The 15909-nt window shown below is 73.1% G+C and carries 17 protein-coding genes; 11 read left to right on the top strand and 6 right to left on the bottom strand.

The features are described 5' to 3' along the window. The first annotated feature begins 66 nt into the window (after positions 1–66). Complete coding sequence (folE, locus tag ACIO5E_RS38270; protein WP_400676927.1) at positions 67–672, top strand: GTP cyclohydrolase I FolE; 606 nt, start codon at positions 67–69, stop codon at positions 670–672. 15 nt (positions 673–687) lie between these two features. Here folE and ACIO5E_RS38275 read toward each other — a convergent pair whose 3' ends face one another. Both ACIO5E_RS38275 and ACIO5E_RS38280 read right to left on the bottom strand, forming a co-directional pair. Beyond that, complete coding sequence (locus ACIO5E_RS38275; RefSeq protein WP_400676929.1) at positions 688–1476, bottom strand: ferritin-like domain-containing protein; 789 nt, start codon at positions 1474–1476, stop codon at positions 688–690. Positions 1477–1605: 129 nt separating this feature from the next. Then, positions 1606–2760, bottom strand: coding sequence for an alpha/beta hydrolase (locus tag ACIO5E_RS38280; protein ID WP_400676932.1), 1155 nt, complete (start codon positions 2758–2760; stop codon positions 1606–1608). Positions 2761–3136: 376 nt separating this feature from the next. On the opposite strand from ACIO5E_RS38280, the gene ACIO5E_RS38285 reads away from it, so the two are divergent. From ACIO5E_RS38285 to ACIO5E_RS38315, 7 genes are all read left to right on the top strand, one after another. Next, positions 3137–4975, top strand: a complete 1839-nt coding sequence (locus tag ACIO5E_RS38285; protein ID WP_400676935.1) for a phosphatidylglycerol lysyltransferase domain-containing protein — start codon at positions 3137–3139, stop codon at positions 4973–4975. Between the two features lie 69 nt (positions 4976–5044). After that, on the top strand, positions 5045–5932 hold the full coding sequence (gene folP / locus ACIO5E_RS38290) for a dihydropteroate synthase (protein ID WP_400676938.1): 888 nt from the start codon (positions 5045–5047) through the stop codon (positions 5930–5932). After that, the gene (locus ACIO5E_RS38295; RefSeq protein ID WP_280685470.1) at positions 5929–6426 is read left to right on the top strand and encodes a nuclear transport factor 2 family protein; all 498 of its coding nucleotides are present in this window, start codon (positions 5929–5931) and stop codon (positions 6424–6426) included. Before folP ends, ACIO5E_RS38295 begins: the two co-directional genes overlap by 4 nt. A gap of 247 nt (positions 6427–6673) precedes the next feature. After that, on the top strand, positions 6674–7033 hold the full coding sequence (gene folB, locus ACIO5E_RS38300) for a dihydroneopterin aldolase (protein WP_400676966.1): 360 nt from the start codon (positions 6674–6676) through the stop codon (positions 7031–7033). Positions 7034–7093: 60 nt separating this feature from the next. After that, positions 7094–7693: a 2-amino-4-hydroxy-6-hydroxymethyldihydropteridine diphosphokinase gene (gene folK / locus ACIO5E_RS38305; protein ID WP_280685471.1), complete on the top strand. Its 600-nt coding sequence runs from the start codon at positions 7094–7096 to the stop codon at positions 7691–7693. A gap of 178 nt (positions 7694–7871) precedes the next feature. Next, positions 7872–8360: a DUF3180 domain-containing protein gene (locus tag ACIO5E_RS38310; protein WP_400676942.1), complete on the top strand. Its 489-nt coding sequence runs from the start codon at positions 7872–7874 to the stop codon at positions 8358–8360. Positions 8361–8482: 122 nt separating this feature from the next. Continuing rightward, the gene (locus ACIO5E_RS38315; protein WP_400676945.1) at positions 8483–9667 is read left to right on the top strand and encodes a hypothetical protein; all 1185 of its coding nucleotides are present in this window, start codon (positions 8483–8485) and stop codon (positions 9665–9667) included. A gap of 197 nt (positions 9668–9864) precedes the next feature. On the opposite strand, the gene ACIO5E_RS38320 is transcribed toward ACIO5E_RS38315, so the two are convergent. Both ACIO5E_RS38320 and ACIO5E_RS38325 read right to left on the bottom strand, forming a co-directional pair. Further along, complete coding sequence (locus ACIO5E_RS38320) at positions 9865–10440, bottom strand: TerD family protein (protein WP_280685474.1); 576 nt, start codon at positions 10438–10440, stop codon at positions 9865–9867. Between the two features lie 133 nt (positions 10441–10573). Next, positions 10574–11071, bottom strand: a complete 498-nt coding sequence (locus tag ACIO5E_RS38325; protein ID WP_400676947.1) for a hypothetical protein — start codon at positions 11069–11071, stop codon at positions 10574–10576. 91 nt (positions 11072–11162) lie between these two features. On the opposite strand from ACIO5E_RS38325, the gene arfB reads away from it, so the two are divergent. Beyond that, positions 11163–11594 carry an alternative ribosome rescue aminoacyl-tRNA hydrolase ArfB gene (arfB, locus tag ACIO5E_RS38330; RefSeq protein WP_400676950.1) on the top strand — a complete coding sequence of 144 codons (432 nt, stop codon included), beginning with the start codon at positions 11163–11165 and terminating at the stop codon, positions 11592–11594. 18 nt (positions 11595–11612) lie between these two features. On the opposite strand, the gene ACIO5E_RS38335 is transcribed toward arfB, so the two are convergent. Then, a complete protein-coding gene (locus ACIO5E_RS38335) occupies positions 11613–12149 on the bottom strand; it encodes a flavin reductase family protein (protein WP_400676953.1) in 537 nt (178 codons plus the stop codon). Between the two features lie 371 nt (positions 12150–12520). Here ACIO5E_RS38335 and ACIO5E_RS38340 point away from each other — a divergent pair, with 371 nt between their 5' ends. Both ACIO5E_RS38340 and ACIO5E_RS38345 read left to right on the top strand, forming a co-directional pair. Continuing rightward, a complete protein-coding gene (locus tag ACIO5E_RS38340) occupies positions 12521–14314 on the top strand; it encodes a diguanylate cyclase domain-containing protein (protein WP_400676956.1) in 1794 nt (597 codons plus the stop codon). A gap of 96 nt (positions 14315–14410) precedes the next feature. Next, positions 14411–15454: a hypothetical protein gene (locus tag ACIO5E_RS38345; protein WP_400676959.1), complete on the top strand. Its 1044-nt coding sequence runs from the start codon at positions 14411–14413 to the stop codon at positions 15452–15454. A 74-nt stretch (positions 15455–15528) separates the two neighbouring features. On the opposite strand, the gene ACIO5E_RS38350 is transcribed toward ACIO5E_RS38345, so the two are convergent. Next, the coding region (locus tag ACIO5E_RS38350) for an amidohydrolase family protein (RefSeq protein WP_400676961.1) at positions 15529–15909 on the bottom strand (381 nt) is incomplete at its 5' end.

Raw genomic sequence — 15909 nt, forward strand, 5'->3', positions numbered from 1 at the left:
GTTTGTACCCTGGAGGCGCGGCATCCGTGCTGTACAGCAAAGTCGTCCCAAGTAAGCGAGGCCCGCATGATCGACCCGGTGACGCTCGACGGTCCGCCCGCCGTCGGGACCTTCGACCAGAAGCGGGCCGAGAACGCCATCCGCGAGCTGCTGCTCGCCGTGGGTGAGGACCCGGACCGCGAGGGTCTGCTGGAGACCCCGGCCCGGGTCGCGCGCGCCTACAAGGAGATATTCGCGGGCCTCTGGCAGGAGCCCGAGGACGTCCTCACCACCACCTTCGACCTCGGGCACGACGAGATGGTGCTCGTGAAGGACATCGAGCTGACGTCCGTCTGCGAGCACCATCTGGTGCCGTTCCGCGGGGTGGCGCACGTCGGGTACATCCCGTCCATCAGTGGCAAGATCACCGGCCTGTCCAAGCTGGCCCGGCTGGTCGACGTCTACGCCCGCCGCCCGCAGGTGCAGGAGCGGCTCACCAGCCAGGTGGCCGACGCGCTGATGCGGATCCTGGAGCCGCGCGGGGCGATCGTCGTGATCGAGTGCGAGCACATGTGCATGTCGATGCGCGGCATCCGCAAGCCCGGCGCCAAGACCATCACCTCCTGCGTCCGCGGCCAGCTGCGCGACCCGGCCACCCGGGCCGAGGCGATGAGCCTGATCATCGGCCGCTGACGGCCTTCCGGCCGCTCAGGGCACCTCGGGCCCGGTGTGCGGCGGGGCCGGGGTACCCAGGGCGTTGCGGCGCTCGGGCATGCGCAGCGTCACCATCCGCCGCCAGCCGAAGGCGCGGTCGTACAGGTAGCGGGCGTGCACCCCGAGGGTGACGACGGCCAGCTGCCAGCGCGGCCAGCGCAGGATCCCCGCCATCCGGGACGTCACCGCGAGGCCGACGTCCCGGTGGGTGCGGATCTCGCCGCGGGCGCTGGTCTCCAGGGCGTGCCGGATGTACGGGCCGTGGCCCTCGGCGGCGAGCCGCAGCAGCTCCTCGTGGCAGTACGCGAGGTGGTTGTCCTCGTCGGCGGAGATCATCCGCATCGCCCGGCCGAGCTCGGGGTGGTTCCCGAAGACCTTGACCAGCTGGCGCATCTGCTCGGCGGCGCGCTGCTCGGTGACCCGGCTGTGCACGAGGTAGGTGATGATCTCGCGCTCGGTCAGCGGGAGGTCGCTGTTCAGCCGCTCGTGCGAGAGGCCGACGCCCTGGCGCTCCAGCAGCATGCAGTAGTCGGCCTCGTCCGGGACGGGCACCCTGGGCAGGCCGCGCCTGTTCAGCAGCCGGGTGAAGATCCGGCCGTGCTTGCGTTCGTCGGCCCCGTGCCGGGCGACCTTGGGGGCCAGCACCGGATCCCGGGTGAGGGCGGTGATCCGCTCGTTCTCCCAGCCGCCCTGGTCCTCGCCGCCGGCGGCGATGCTGCAGAACAGCTGGTACGCCTGGTCGTTCCGGTAGATCTCGTTGAAGAGCGAGCGGGTGCTCAGCACGGCGCCTCCTGCGTGGATCCGGGGCGGCGCCCGCCGGGGTGGGACGGGCGGGGTGGGACGGGCGGTCGCGATACGTTCCCCCGGGTGGGCGGCCGGTCCGGGGGACCGGCCGGTAGTCACCCGCCTGCGTCAGCCGAGATGCCCGCCGATCCACTCCAGTGAGGACGGCAGTTCGCGGGTCCAGCTGTCGAAGTTGTGGCCGCCGTCGTCCAGGTAGCGCGAGTCGACCTTGAACTGCGGATTGGCCGCCGCGACCTGCTGGGCGTGGTCGACGAACTGGAGGGTCTGGTCGAAGTCGCCCTCCTTGCGGGAGGAGACCACCAGCAGTGAGAGGGCGGGGGCCGGGAGGTTCTTCAGCCGCCAGTTGAGGTCGCTCTGCTGGGCCAGGGCGCTGTCGCCGCCGAACAGGCTGCCGCCGGTGAACTGGTCCTCCTTGACCTTGTAGTCGCCGTGCAGGCCCACCGCGCTGCTGTAGACGTTCGGGAAGCGCATCGCCAGCCGCAGCGCGCAGCTGCCCCCCGTCGAGTAGCCGAAGACGGACCAGGAGGCGGCCGAGCGGCCGGTCCGGTAGGTGGTGCGGAGCGCCTCGGGCAGGTCCTTGGTGAACCAGGTCTCGGCGCGCGGGCCGCCGGGGACGTCCACGCACTCGGTGTCGCGCGGCGGGGCGACGGTCGGGCGGGCCATGACCACGATGGTCGGCGGCATCTTGCCGGACTTCTGCAGCTCCGCCGCGGTGCGCAGGACGGGCAGTTCCTTCACCAGGTTGAGCGTGGTGCCGGGGAAGCCGGCGATGGAGACCAGGACGGGGAAGCGGATCAGGGCGAACTTGGGGTCGAAGTACTCGGGCGGCAGGTAGACGAACATCTGGTCGGACAGTCCGGTCTCCTTGCCGGTGGCCCGGACCGACTCGACCTTGCCGACCTCCTCGGGCGGTCCCTTGGGCAGGTCGGTGATCGTCTCCAGCCCGCCCTCGTTGGTCGGCTGGATCAGTTCGTCCGAGGCCGGGGCGCCGCCCTTGTGGTTCTCGTTGCTGGTCAGCGCGAGCTTGGCGCCGCCGGGGCTGAGCAGGTCGTCCCACGAGGTGTAGAACCCGAAGGAGTTGTTCACCGCCAGCGCCAGCACGGCCACGACCGAGACTTGAGTGACGGTCAGCAGTCCGATGCGGCCGAGGACGGGGAGCGGGCGCTGGCGCGCCAGCCGGGGCCAGAGCCACAGGGTGGTGACGAGAGCCGCAGCCCCGAGTGCGAGCAGCGAGTTCACCAGCGCGTCGCTGGTCAGTTCCATGCCGTCGGCCTTCCGATGGGACACTGTCGGTGCACGCTTCATCGTCTGGCGGACCGTCAGCTCGGGCCACCGCGGCTAGGCTGTCCGGATGCCCGGACCGGCCGGGAGGGTGGGGGGAGCCGCAGGCAACCGGCGCCCTAGAATGCGGCGTCCACCGTACGTACGGCGTACCGGAGGGCCCTGCCGCGCCACGCGGTGGCAGGGCCCCGGCTCCCACCCCCGGCTCAACCGCAGCGCGCCCACGGCACCGGATTACCGACCGTTTCCGGATCCTTGGTATACGCATTGCCTGATGAAGGAATAGGCATGAAGGTCCATCACACGTGCTCCCCCGGAGTGCCCGGGCAGCGCCCCGCAGCCTCTACGCTGAGCTCCCATGAGCGATCCCGTGTCCGTTGAGCCGAGCCCCGAGCAGCCGCGTCGTCGTCGCGGTCTGCAGACGCTGCGCACCCAGGCGGCGGCCGTGCCGAGGGCCTGGCTACCCGGCGCGGTCGGGTACGCCTGTCTGCTGATCGGGCTGCTCGACATCGCCAGCGCGGTGTTCCCCAAGCTCCGGCACTCCAGGATGCACACCTTCACCGGGCAGCTGCCGGGTGGCACCACCTCGCTGGCCGCGGTCGGGACGATGATGGTCGGCCTGCTGCTGGTGCTGCTGGCGCACGCGCTGCGCCGGCGCAAGCGGCGGGCCTGGCGGGCGGTGTGCGTGCTGCTGCCGGTCGGTGCGGCGCTGCACATCGTGCGCTGGCACCAGGTCGGCCCGGCGGTCGTCTCGCTGGTGGTCTTCGCCGTGATGCTGGTGCACCAGCGCGAGTTCTACGCCAAGGCCGACCCGCGCACCCGTTGGCGGGCACTGGTCAACCTGATCGTGATGGGCGCCGTCAGCGTGCTGCTCGGCCTGCTGATCGTGAGCACCCGGACCAAGTACGAGATCGGCCACCCGGCACTGTCCGAGCGGCTCCAGCACGTCGTGTACGGGCTGTTCGGCTTCGAGGGGCCGGTCCGGTACAACAACGTCCGGATGTCCGACCTGGTCGCCTACCTGCTCGGCGGGCTGGGCCTGCTGACCGCCTTCACCACCGCCTACCTGGCGCTGCGCCCGGGCAAGCCGAAGCCGGAGCTGACCGCGGAGGACGAGGACAAGGTCCGCGCGCTGCTGGCCCGCCACGGCGAGCGCGACTCGCTCGGCTACTTCGCGCTGCGCCGCGACAAGAGCGTGCTGTTCTCGCCCACCGGCAAGGCCGCGATCTCCTACCGGGTGGTCTCCGGCGTGATGCTGGCCTCCGGCGACCCGGTCGGCGACGTCGAGGCCTGGCCGGGCGCGATCAAGGTGTTCATGGCCGAGGCCCGCGAGCACGCCTGGGTGCCGGCCGTGATGGGCTGCAGCGAGGTCGGCGGCGAGGTCTGGACCCGCGAGGCGGGCCTGGACGCGCTGGAGCTGGGCGACGAGGCGATCGTCGACACCGCCACCTTCTCGCTGGCCGGCCGGGCCATGCGCAACGTCCGCCAGATGGTCAAGCGGATCGAGCGCAACGGCTACTCCTGCCAGGTGCGCCGGGTCTCCGACCTCACCGCGGACGAGAAGTACCGGATCGCCGACGCCGCCGCCCGCTGGCGCGGCACCGACACCGAGCGCGGCTTCTCGATGGCCCTCGGGCGCTTCGGCGACCCGCTGGACGACGACTGCGTGGTGGTCACCGCCCACAAGGCCCCGGAGGAGGGCGAGAGCGGCGACGACCTGAAGGCCGTGCTGCACTTCGTGCCCTGGGGGCCGGACGGCATCTCGCTGGAGCTGATGCGCCGCGACCGCGCCGCCGACCCGGGCCTGAACGAGCTGCTGATCGTGGCCGCCCTGCAGGCCGTGCCCGCGATGGGCGTGCGCCGGGTGTCGCTCAACTTCGCGATGTTCCGCTCGGCGCTGGCCCGCGGCGAGCGGATCGGCGCCGGCCCGGTGCTGCGGGCCTGGCGCGGACTGCTGGTGTTCCTCTCGCGCTGGTTCCAGATCGAGTCGCTGTACAAGTTCAACGCCAAGTTCCAGCCCGAGTGGGAGCCGCGCTTCCTGGTCTTCCCGAACACCCGGGACCTGCCGCGGATCGGCTTCGCCGCGATGCAGGCCGAGGCCTTCATCACCCTCGGCATGCCGCGCTTCGGCCGCCGGCGCCAGCGGGAGGGCCTGATGCCCACCCCGGGTGCCCGGGAGGTCACCGAGGCCGCCTGAGGCACCGCCGTTCGCGAACGGGGCCCCCGCCGAGCATGCTCGGCGGGGGCCCCGTTCGATAATGAGGGCATGAGCAACTCGCCGTCCTTCTCCCTGCCGGCCGGACTGCCGCGGCTCGACCGCTGCGCCGTGATGGGCGTGGTCAACGTCACGCTCGACTCCTTCTCGGACGGCGGCCTGTGGCACGACCCCGCCAAGGCGATCGCACACGGGCTCGCCCTGCGCGCCCGCGGCGCGGACCTGGTGGACGTCGGGGGCGAGTCCACCCGGCCCGGTGCGCAGCGGGTGCCCGAGGAGGAGGAGCTGCGCCGGGTGCTGCCGGTGGTGCGCGAGCTCGCCGGCGCCGGGATGGTGGTGTCCGTCGACACCATGCGGGCCTCCGTCGCCGAGCAGGCCGTCGAGGCCGGCGCCGCGATCGTCAACGACGTCTCCGGGGGGCTGGCCGACCCGGCGATGGCCCGGGTGGTCGCCGACACCGGCGCCCCGTTCGTGGTGATGCACTGGCGCGGCCAGTCCGCGGACATGGAGCGGTTGGCGGTCTACCGGGACGTGGTGGCGGACGTGGTCGCCGAGCTGACCGTCCGGGTCGACGCGCTGCTGGCGGCCGGGGTCAAGGAGGACCAGCTGATCCTCGACCCGGGGCTCGGCTTCGCCAAGACCGCCGAGCACAACTGGGCGCTGCTCGGCCGCCTGGACGCGCTCACCGCGCTCGGCCGTCCCGTCCTCGTCGCCGCATCGCGCAAGCGGTTCCTGGGTACGCTGCTCGCCGACCCGCAATCCGGGGCGCTGCGCCCGGCCAGGGAGCGCGACGACGCGACCGCCGCGGTGTCGGTGCTGTCGGCCCAGGCCGGCGCCTGGGCGGTGCGGGTGCACGACGTGTCCGGCACGGCGGATGCCGTCCGGGTGGTCGCGGCCTGGCAGCACGCGGCCCGACAAGGGGTGAGGGAGGGTCTGTGACAGGTGACGGCAGGCTGAGCGGCGGGACGGCCGGTCGGGCCCGCGAGGCGGACCTGGAGGCGGTGCTCGCGGCGAACCGGGCGCTCTACCAGGCGCTGGAGGAGGGGGACCTGGAGGCGGTCGAGGACGCCTGGCTGGGCGCCGCGGACGCGGACGACAAGGGCGGCGTGGTGTGCGTGCACCCCGGCTGGCCGGTGTTGCGCGGGCGCGCGCAGGTGACCCGCTCGTACATGCTGATCATGATGAACACGGAGTACATCCAGTTCTTCCTGACCGATGTCGAGGCCGAGGTCCACGGAGATGTGGCCCTTGTCACGTGTACCGAGAACATCCTCTCCGGCGGCGAGGCGGAGGAGGAGGGCGAACTCGGCCCGCTGGTCGGCGGAAAGGTCGTCTCGACCAATCTGTTCCGCCGTACCCCGGCCGGGTGGAAGCTCTGGTCGCACCACGGTTCACCCGTCCTGACCAGCGGCGACGAGGACGACGAGGACTGATCGGGGCCGTCTCGGGGAAATGCCCCCGGGAGGTCGCCCGGGAATTTCCGAGTGGTCACCGAACGTTCACGTCAATCGCCATTCCGGTGCGCGTGGCGACGGTTCGTGCCGGGTAGGACGGTCAGACGTTGTCAGCACCCGCGGGTAGATTCGAAACGGAGTGGCGGGTGTGCTGCCCGCCTTCGCCCTGCCCGTCCATGCCATTCCCCGGGTGGGGCCCGTCCGACTGGGAGCAGTGATTCGTTTGCTGGACCGCATCACCCTGCGGGGTCTGCGTGCCCGGGGGCACCACGGCGTCTTCGAGCGCGAGCGCGTCGAGGGCCAGACCTTCGTGGTCGACCTCGTGCTGTACCTGGACACCCGCCCCGCCGCGTCCGGCGACGACCTCACCCGCACGGCGCACTACGGCATCGTGGCCGAGGAGGTCACCGCGATCATCGCCGGGGAGCCGGTCGACCTGGTCGAGACCCTGGCCCAGCGCATCGCCGACCAGTGCCTCAAGCACGACGCGGTCGAGGAGGTCGAGGTGACGGTGCACAAGCCGGACGCCCCGATCACCGTGCCGTTCGACGACGTGACCGTGACCATCCACCGGGGCCGTGCGTGACCGCCGTCGCGCGCCGCGTTCCAGTCGCAGAGCCCCGTTTGCCTTAGTAGAGGACGTCCGATGAGTACGAGTGACCCGACCGCCTCGCCGACCACGTTCGACCTGGAGAGCCGGGTGGACTCCGCCGACACCACACTGCACAGCCAGCGCTGCGCCGTGATCGCGCTCGGCAGCAACCTGGGCAACCGCCTGGACACCCTCCAGGGCGCCGTCGACGCCCTCGCCGACACCCCCGGGCTCAAGATCAAGGCCGTCTCCGCGGTCTACGAGACCGAGGCCGTCGGCGGGCCCGAGGAACAGCCCAACTACTACAACGCCGTCGTCGTGCTGCGCACCTCGCTGCCCCCGCGCGACCTGCTGGAACGCGGGAACGCGATCGAGGACGCCTTCGGCCGGGTCCGGACGGTGCACTGGGGTCCGCGGACCCTGGACGTCGACATCCTGGCCTACGAGGGCGTGCTCAGCGACGACCCGCAGCTGCTGCTGCCGCACCCGCGCTCGCACGAGCGGGCCTTCGTGCTCGCCCCCTGGCTGGACGCCCAGCCGGAGGCCGAGGTGCCCGGGCACGGGCAGGTCGGCGAGCTGCTGGAGGCGCTCGGCGGCCCGGGCGCGCAGGGCGTCCGGCGGCGGGACGACATCCGGCTGACGCTGCCGGAGTGACCGGCCGCGCCGGGGGCCCGGCCGGGGAACTCGGCCGGGGGGCCCGGCCGTCCGAGTAGGTGTCCGCCGTTCGCGCGGGTGTCCGCCCGGTCGGGCCCGGTACGGTGGCCTGGCGCCGCCGCACCGGGCCCACCGGGCGACGGCCGGTTCTGGTAACCCCGGGAAGGACCCCCTCCGAGTGAAGCTGCTTCGCCTCCGCCTGCTGGTCGGCATCACCGCTGTCACCACGGCGCTGTCCTGGGCCGGTGCCAAGCTGTGGGCCTCCCTGGACACGCTGCCGGCCGTGCCGGTCGCGGCCCCGGTGGTGCTGGCGGCGGTGGCGGTGATCCTGCTGGCGACCGCGCTCTCGCTGCGGGCCCGGCTGAAGGCGGTGCGCGAGCGGCAGCCCGGCGCGAAGGGGGTCGACCCGCTGCTGGCGGCCCGGGCGGTGGTGCTGGGGCAGGCCAGCGCGCTGGTCTCGGCGGTGGCCACCGGCGTCTACGCGGGTGCGGGAATCTTCCTGCTGGGCGAGCTGGACGTGTCGGCACGCAAGGACCAGGCCGTCACGGCCGGGCTCGCGGTACTGGCGGGGGCCGCGGTGATCGCGGCGTCGCTCTGGCTGCAGCACGTGTGCAAGCTGCCGGAGAACCACGACGATCCGGGCGGTCCGGCGCCTTCGCACCGCTGAGCAGGCATTTTCTCGTGATCTTGGGTGAAACGCCGGGCACGCGCGGTAAAACCTGCGCACTGTCAAGGGCGGAAGAGGACCCTGGGCTGACACGGCCCCAATTCGCACGCTAGTTTCTTGGCATGTCTCGCGGACGCCACCGTCATTCCTCCGTCCTCGGCCGGATCTTTCCCCCCACCGCCGCCGGCGTGCTGCTCGTAGCCGCGCTGGCCGCTCTGCTTTTCAGTCAGGACACCATCCTGGTGCGCTCGGTGGGTGTCGCGGCGGTGATCGCGACACTCGGCTTCGCGCTGCTGCTGCGCCAGCGGGACAAGGTGGCCCGGGCGGCCGCCGAGATGGCCGCCGCGCAGCGGCTGCGGGCCGAGGAACGGTTCGAGGAACAGCTGGCGGAGGCCGAGTACGCGGCGGAGGTCGCCGAGGAGCGGGCCACCCGGTTCGGGCGGCGGCTCACGGCGGAGAAGTCGCGGCTGGCGAAGGCCGAGACCGAGATCGCCCGGCTGCTGCGGGAGCGGGCCGTGGCGGTGGCCGAGCAGGCGCTCAAGGAGGCCGAGGCGGCCCAGCGGGCGCTCGCCGCGAGCCGTCCCAAGTACCCGGCCAGCCCGGCCGCGTTCGTCCGGGCCGCGGCCGTGCTGCGGCTGCTGGAGCGGCGGGCGGCGGCACAGGAGGAGCAGCGGGCGCGGACGGCGGGCGCGGAGGTCGCGCTGCGGGCGCGTACGGCGCCTGTCGCGCAGGCTCCGGCCCCGGCACCCGCGCCCACCCCTGTGACGCCCGCAGTGCCGGCTCCGGTGGCTCCTGCGGTGCCCACCCCGGAGCAGGCTCCGGTGGCCGAGGCCCCGGCGGCCAAGACGCCGGTGCAGCCCGCGCCGGTGCGTCCGGCGCTGACCGCCACGGTCGGGCAGCTCGGCGGGACGCCGTCCGCTCCGGCCGCGACGCCGTCGGCGTCGTCGCCGTCGGTGCCGCCGACGACGGTGGAGCGACAGCGGCCGCGTCCGGCGCGCGGGCAGGGCTTCAGCTTCTTCGGCCGCAACGCGGGCGCGGGCGCGGCCGTACGGGCGGCGGCCCCGGCGCCGGCGGTGGGCAGCATCGCCGAGCTGGGGGAGCGTACGGACCTGGCGGACGTGGTGGGCGACGAGGCGGTGGCCGCGCAGGCGAAGGTCGAGGCGCAGGAGGCCCAGGCGGCCGCGGCCGACCCGCAGGCTCCGCAGCCGGCGGACGGGACGGCGCCGGGCGCACCCGAGGTGGTGGACCTGACCCCGGAGGACGAGACCGAGCTGATCCAGCTGCCGGAGCTGCGCGCCTCGCGCTGAGCCCCGGGCGGGCGGCTCGCGAGGATCGAGAACGGAAGCGGGGGGGGGGGGGGGGGGGGGGGGGGGGGGGCCCCGCCGGGGGGGGGGGGGGGGGGGGGGGGGGGGGGGCGCGGCGCGGGGGGGGGGGGGGGCCGGGGGCCCCCCCCCCCCCCCCCCGCCGCGGTGTTCCGGGTGTTCCGCCGGGGCCCGGCGGGGCGTCAGAGCTGGACGCCGAAGTCCTGGGCGATGCCGGCCAGGCCGGAGGCGTAGCCCTGGCCGACGGCGCGGAACTTCCACTCGCCGCCGTTGCGGTAGAGCTCACCGAAGATCATCGCGGTCTCGGTCGCGGCGTCCTCGGAGAGGTCGTAGCGGGCGATCTCGGCGCCGCCGGCGGCGTTCACCACGCGGATGTAGGCGTTGCGGACCTGGCCGAAGCTCTGGCCGCGGGCGACGCCGTCGTAGATGGTGACGGGGAAGGTGATCTTGACCGCCTCGGCCGGCAGGCCGGCCAGGTTGACGTTGATCGACTCGTCGTCGCCCGCGCCCTCGCCGGTGCGGTTGTCGCCGGTGTGCACGACGGTGTTGTCCGGGCTGCTGGTGTTGTTGAAGAAGACGAAGTGCCCGTTCGACAGCACCTTGCCGTCCGCGTTCAGGACGATCGCGCTGGCGTCGAGGTCGAATTCGGCGCCGGTCGTGGTCCGGACGTCCCAGCCCAGGCCGACGCTGACCGCGGACAGGCCGGGGGCCTCCTTGGTCAGCGAGACGTTGCCACCCTTGGAGAGGCTCACTGGCATGGCGATTGCAGTCCCTTCGTTCGCTTTTCCCGGGACAACGCAATAGTCCGGTGGGTTGGTTCCGCGAAGTTCGTGAATTCTTCGTGCTCGCCTTTGCCCGTCAATGCCGGGCAAAGGTGGGGTAATACCCGGGTCAGACCCGGGGGAACCGTCCCTGCAGCGACCAGATGTTCGGATTGTCGGCCAGTTCGGGGTGCATATCGAAGAGGTCGGCGAGGGTGTCCTGGAGGAAGTCCCGGGCCTCGCGCCGCAGCTCGCCGTGGCGGACCACGGCGGGCGGCTCGTCCGGGAGCCAGGTCGCGGTGATCTCGACCCAGTTGAAGCGGCGGGCGAACCGCAGCAGCTCGGTGTTCTGGGTGAAGTCGAGGTCGGCGGTCTGCACCCGGGCGGCCCGGCCGCCGTCCGGGTCGCGGTCCAGCTCTTCGGCGATGTCGCACAGCGCCCAGGCGAAGTCGAGCACCGGCACCCACCCCCAGGCGGTGGACAGCTCGGCGCCCTCGGCGTCCAGGTAGACGTCGCCGCAGAACAGGTCGTACCGCAGCGCGCGCACCGGGGCGGAGCGGTAGTCCGTCTGCGGGGGGTCGGGGAAGCGGTTGGAGAGGGAGTAGCCGAGCTCGATCACGTACGCCATTGTCCGGGCTGCGGGCAGTGGCGCGGAACCGGGCCGTCGCCCGTCGCGATAACCGCGTGACCGGGCGGGGCGGGCGCGGGATGATGGACGCATGCCCGAGCCCATCCGCGTACGGGGGTCGGTGGTCGTCCCCGACGCCGAGCTCGTCTGGCGCTTCTCGCGTTCCTCCGGCCCCGGTGGCCAGCACGTCAACACCTCCGACAGCAAGGTCGAGCTGCGCTACGACCTGGCGGCGTCCAAGGCGCTGCCCGAGGTGTGGCGCCAGCGCGCGCTGGAGCGGCTGGCCGGGCGGCTGGTGGACGACCGGGTGCTGGTGATCCACGCCTCGGAGTTCCGCTCGCAGTGGCGCAACCGGGAGGCGGCCGCGGCCCGGCTGTCGGCGCTGCTGACCGAGGCGTGCGCCCCGCCGCCGAAGGCTCGCCGGGCGACCCGGCCGAGCCGGGGGATGGTCGAGCGGCGGCTGTCCAACAAGCGGCACCGCTCCGAGCTGAAGCAGGGGCGACAGGCGCCCAGGGGCGAGTAGCCCGCCGTGCGGGGCGGCTCAGCCCAGGGTGCGGTAGCCGCCGCGGAAGTAGAGCAGCGGGCGGCCGGCCGGGTCGGGCACCGTGGCCTCCAGGACGCGGCCGAGCAGCAGGGTGTGGTCGCCCGCCGGTATCCGCTGCTCGGTGCGGCACTCGACGGTGGCGAGCGCGCCGTCGATCAGCGGGGCGCCGGAGCGCGGGCCGCGGTGGTGCGGGGTGTCCGCGAACAGCAGCCGGTCGCTGAGCCGGCCCTTCATGGCGAAGCGGGAGCCGAGTGCCTTGTGCCCCTCGCCGAGCAGCGAGACCGCCCAGGTGTCGGTCCGGGAGAGCACCTCGTCCATCCGGGAGTCCTCGCGGACCGAGATCAGCACCAGCGGAGGTTCCAGCGACACCGAGAGGAAGGACGTGGCCGTCATGCCGACGTCCTCGCCGTCCTCGCCGTCCTCCGGGTCGTGGACGGTCACGAGGCTCACGCCGGAGGCGAGCTGGGAGAGTGCGGCCCGGAATTCGTCGGGCGTGGCGTGGGGGGCAGCTTCGGGCTGCGGGGACGGGTACACGTACCGCACGGTAGTCGGCGGCCGCCGGAATCGGCATCGGGCCAAGGTCGTAGGACCACCGGTGCAGTGGCGGGTTACGGCTGGTGACGGGGCTCACTCTCAGGAGTGAAGCGAGACGTCTGCCGGGCGGCAGTCGACTTCAGCGCGGGGCCGATGCGGTCGACCACGTGAAATGTTCCGATAGCGCTCTGTGTCCCGCTATGGGGCGGATGAGCTGATTAAGGGTGCATTAGTGTCGTGTGATTTAAGTCACAAGTGGCGGCCTATTGCTGACCGAGCGTGCCGAACGCTGTGCTCCCTGTGATTCAGTTCTTCTGGCAATCGGACGATAACCAATCAAGAACTATCCGAAGCAGCCGGGGAGCCCCCGCATGGAAGCCGAGTCGGAGCCGTACGTCCGTCTCGCGACCCTCCGCACCTTGCACCGGGTCGTGGCGGACCTCAACGCTGCCCGCAGCCTGGCGGGCACGCTGCAGGCCGTCGTCGAGGGCGCGGTGCACGGGCTCGGCTTCGACGCCGCCGCGGTCAGCCTGGTCCGCCCGGACGGCGACCTCGTGGTGGCGGCCGTCTGGGAGCTGGAGGAGAGCGCCATGGGCGGCCCCTCCGTCCTGCTCGGCCAGGTCGGCTCACGCGAATCCTGGGACCGGCTGCTCGGCGTCAGCGACCACTGGGGCACCCTGCGCTTCCTCCCGTACGACCGCGGCTGGGCCGTCGCCAGCGACATCCCGCGCTGGATCGGGGAGGGCCCGCTGCCCGTCTACGCCAACGACTGGCACCCCGCCGACGGCCTGCTCGCCCCGATGTACAGCGCCGGCGGCGACCTGCTCGGCGTCCTCTCGGTGGACCGCCCGCGCAGCGGCAAGCGGCCCGGGGCGTGGACCCGCGAGGCGCTGGAGATGTTCTCGCTGCAGGCCTCCATCGCGATCGGCAACGCCCGGCTGCGGGCCGAGATGCAACGCGCGCTGGCCCGCCTGGAGAAGGAGCAGCAGGCGCTGCGGGCCAGCGAGGAGAGCTTCCGCCAGGCCTTCGAGTACGCGCCCAGCGGGATGGCCATCACCGAACTGCACGGCGCCGGGCGCGGCCAGCTGACCAGGGTCAACGACGCGCTCTGTCGCCTGCTCGGCCGCCCCCGCGCGGTGCTGCGCCAGCAGAGCTTCGTCGACCTCGTCCACCCCGAGGACCGGGCCCTGCTGGAGCGCACCAGCGCCGAGAGCGGCCGGGCGGAACTCCGGCTGTCCCGGCGGGACGGCGGCTACCAGTGGGTGTGCCTGCGCAACTCGATCGTGGCGGACGCGGCCGAGGGCCCGAGCTTCCTGCTCACCCACGTGGAGGACATCGAGGACCGCAAGCGGCACGAGTTCCAGCTCGCCCACCGGGCCAGCCACGACGCGCTCACCGGCCTGCCGAACAGTGCCGAACTGAAGTCCCGGCTGGCCCGCCGGCTCTGCGGCGAGCCGCAGACCGTCGGGGCCGCCGCCGGTCCGGGCGAGTCGGCCTACCCGGCGCCGTACGGCTACCCGGTCGACTCCTACAGCGCGCACGCCGCCTACGACCGGCTGGAGGGCACGGACCGGTACGCCGGGACGGTGCACGGTTACGGGATGCCCGAGGGCGGCCCGCTGCCCGGCCTCGCCCCGGGCTACGGGGAGCACGTGCACGCGGTGGTCCCGGCCGACCAGGGCCCGGGCGGCGAGGCGTGGTCCGCCCCGTTCCGCTCCGGCGCGGCGGCCGCCCTGGCGGACAAGGGACTCGCGGTGCTCTTCTGCGACCTGGACGGCTTCAAGTCGATCAACGACCGGTTCGGCCACAACGCGGGCGACGCGGTGCTGGTCGAGGTGGCCCGGCGGCTGAGCCAGGCGGTCCGGGACGGCGACACGGTGGCCCGGCTCGGCGGCGACGAGTTCGTCGTGCTGGCCGACGGGATCGGCCGTGAGGAGGCCAAGGACCTGGCCCACCGGTTGCGCAACGCGATCATCCCGCCGATGCGGATCGACGGGAGGGCGATGCGGGTCGGGGTGAGCCTCGGGATCGGCTGGGCGGGCTGCGGGATGAGCATCGAGGAGGTGCTGCACACCGCTGACGAACGGATGTACGACGAGAAGCGGGCCCGGGGCGGCGCGGTGCGGGGCGCGCGGGGCGAGCGCTCGCACCGGCGGGCGGGCTGAGAGCGCGCCGGGCGGCCCAGGTTACCCACGGGTTGTCAAGGGCTCTTTTCCGGCTGTCACGTAGGGCAGGTAGGGTTCCCGGGTACGACAGCGTCCATGATCTGCGCCGGCGGCCCGCAGCCCCGCGGCGCGAACCGGATGGGGGAGTTGACCACCGTGACGACCGCCGGCAACAACGGAGTGCCCGAGGGCCAGGGGGGCGGTGCCCCGCAGGACGACGACCCGTTCGGCTACCTCTACCGCCCGGCCGAGGGCTCCGCCGGGCAGTCGGCCGAGCCGCAGCAGGGTGTGCCCCGGACGTCGTACAGCCGCCCGATGGAGGTCGGCCGGGCGCAGTACGGCCAGCAGCCCTACCAGCCGCGGCCGCAGCAGGCCCCCTACGGCCAGCAGGGCGGGCCGCAGCAGGGCTACCCCGGTGGCCAGCCGTACCAGCAACAGCAGCAACAGCAACCCGAGTACGGCAGCGCGCCCACCCAGCAGACCCGTTACGCCGAGCACTCCCGGCCGCAGCCGGGGGAGGAGCGGCCGAGCGGCGGCCGGAGCAAGGGCGCGGTGATCGGCGCGGTCGCGGTGGTCGCGGCCATCGCGATCGGGGCCGGGATCGCGCTCTCCACGGGCGACCCGGAGACCGACAAGACCGCCAAGGGCGGCGCCCAGACCTCCGCCGCGGTTTCCCCCACCACCTCGGCGTCCGGCGGTTCGTCCCCGACCGCCTCGCCCTCGGCGAGCGCCACCGTCGCGGCCGGCCCGTTGACCGTGGACGCGGGCCAGCTGCAGGCCCAGAACGCGCCGTCCGGCAACGGCATCAAGGGGAGCAAGTCCGCGGACGGCAGTTACCTGACGCTCCAGCCGGGCGGCTCGGTGACCTGGAACGGCGAGATCGCCACGGCCGGGACGTACAAGCTGACCGTGCACTTCAACAACGTCGGCGCGGACCTCAAGGGCGCGGCCTCGGTGAACGGCAAGGACTGGCCGAGCGGGCTGCTGTTCAAGAACTTCGGGTCCAGCAAGGATCCGGCGGCCGCCTGGTACAACACCTGGATACTCCCGCAGTTCCAGGCCGGGCCGAACAGCGTCGTCATCACCGTGCCGTCCGGGTCGATCCTGATCGACCAGATCACCGTCGAGCCGAACGGCTGAGCGACCGAGCCGGCCCGCACGACGGCCGCCCGTCCCCAGGAGGGAAGGGCGGCCGTCGTGCGGGCCGGCGGCCGTCAGCCGGGCTTCACCACGCCGAAGCGCTCGCCGCCGAGGACCCACCGGCCGCGGCGCATGACGGCGACCAGGTCGTGGCTCGCGGAGTCGAGGACGACGAGGTCGGCGTGCTTGCCGGTCTCCAGCGAGCCGATCGAGTCGGCGAGGCCCAGCAGGCGGGCCGGGGTGGTGGACAGCGATTCGACGGCCTGGTTCAGGCTCAGGCCGTTGACGGTGAGCGAGCGCTTGAACGCGACGTCCAGGGTGAGGGTGGAGCCGGCGATCGCGCCGCCCTCGACCAGCCGGGCGACGCCGTCCTTGACCTCGACCTGGAGGGGGCCGAGGGGGTAGAGGCCGTCGCCCATGCCGGCGGCGCCCATGGCGTCGGTGATCAGGGCGAC

Source organism: Kitasatospora sp. NPDC087314, from assembly GCF_044744365.1.
Taxonomy (GTDB): Bacteria; Actinomycetota; Actinomycetes; order Streptomycetales; family Streptomycetaceae; genus Kitasatospora.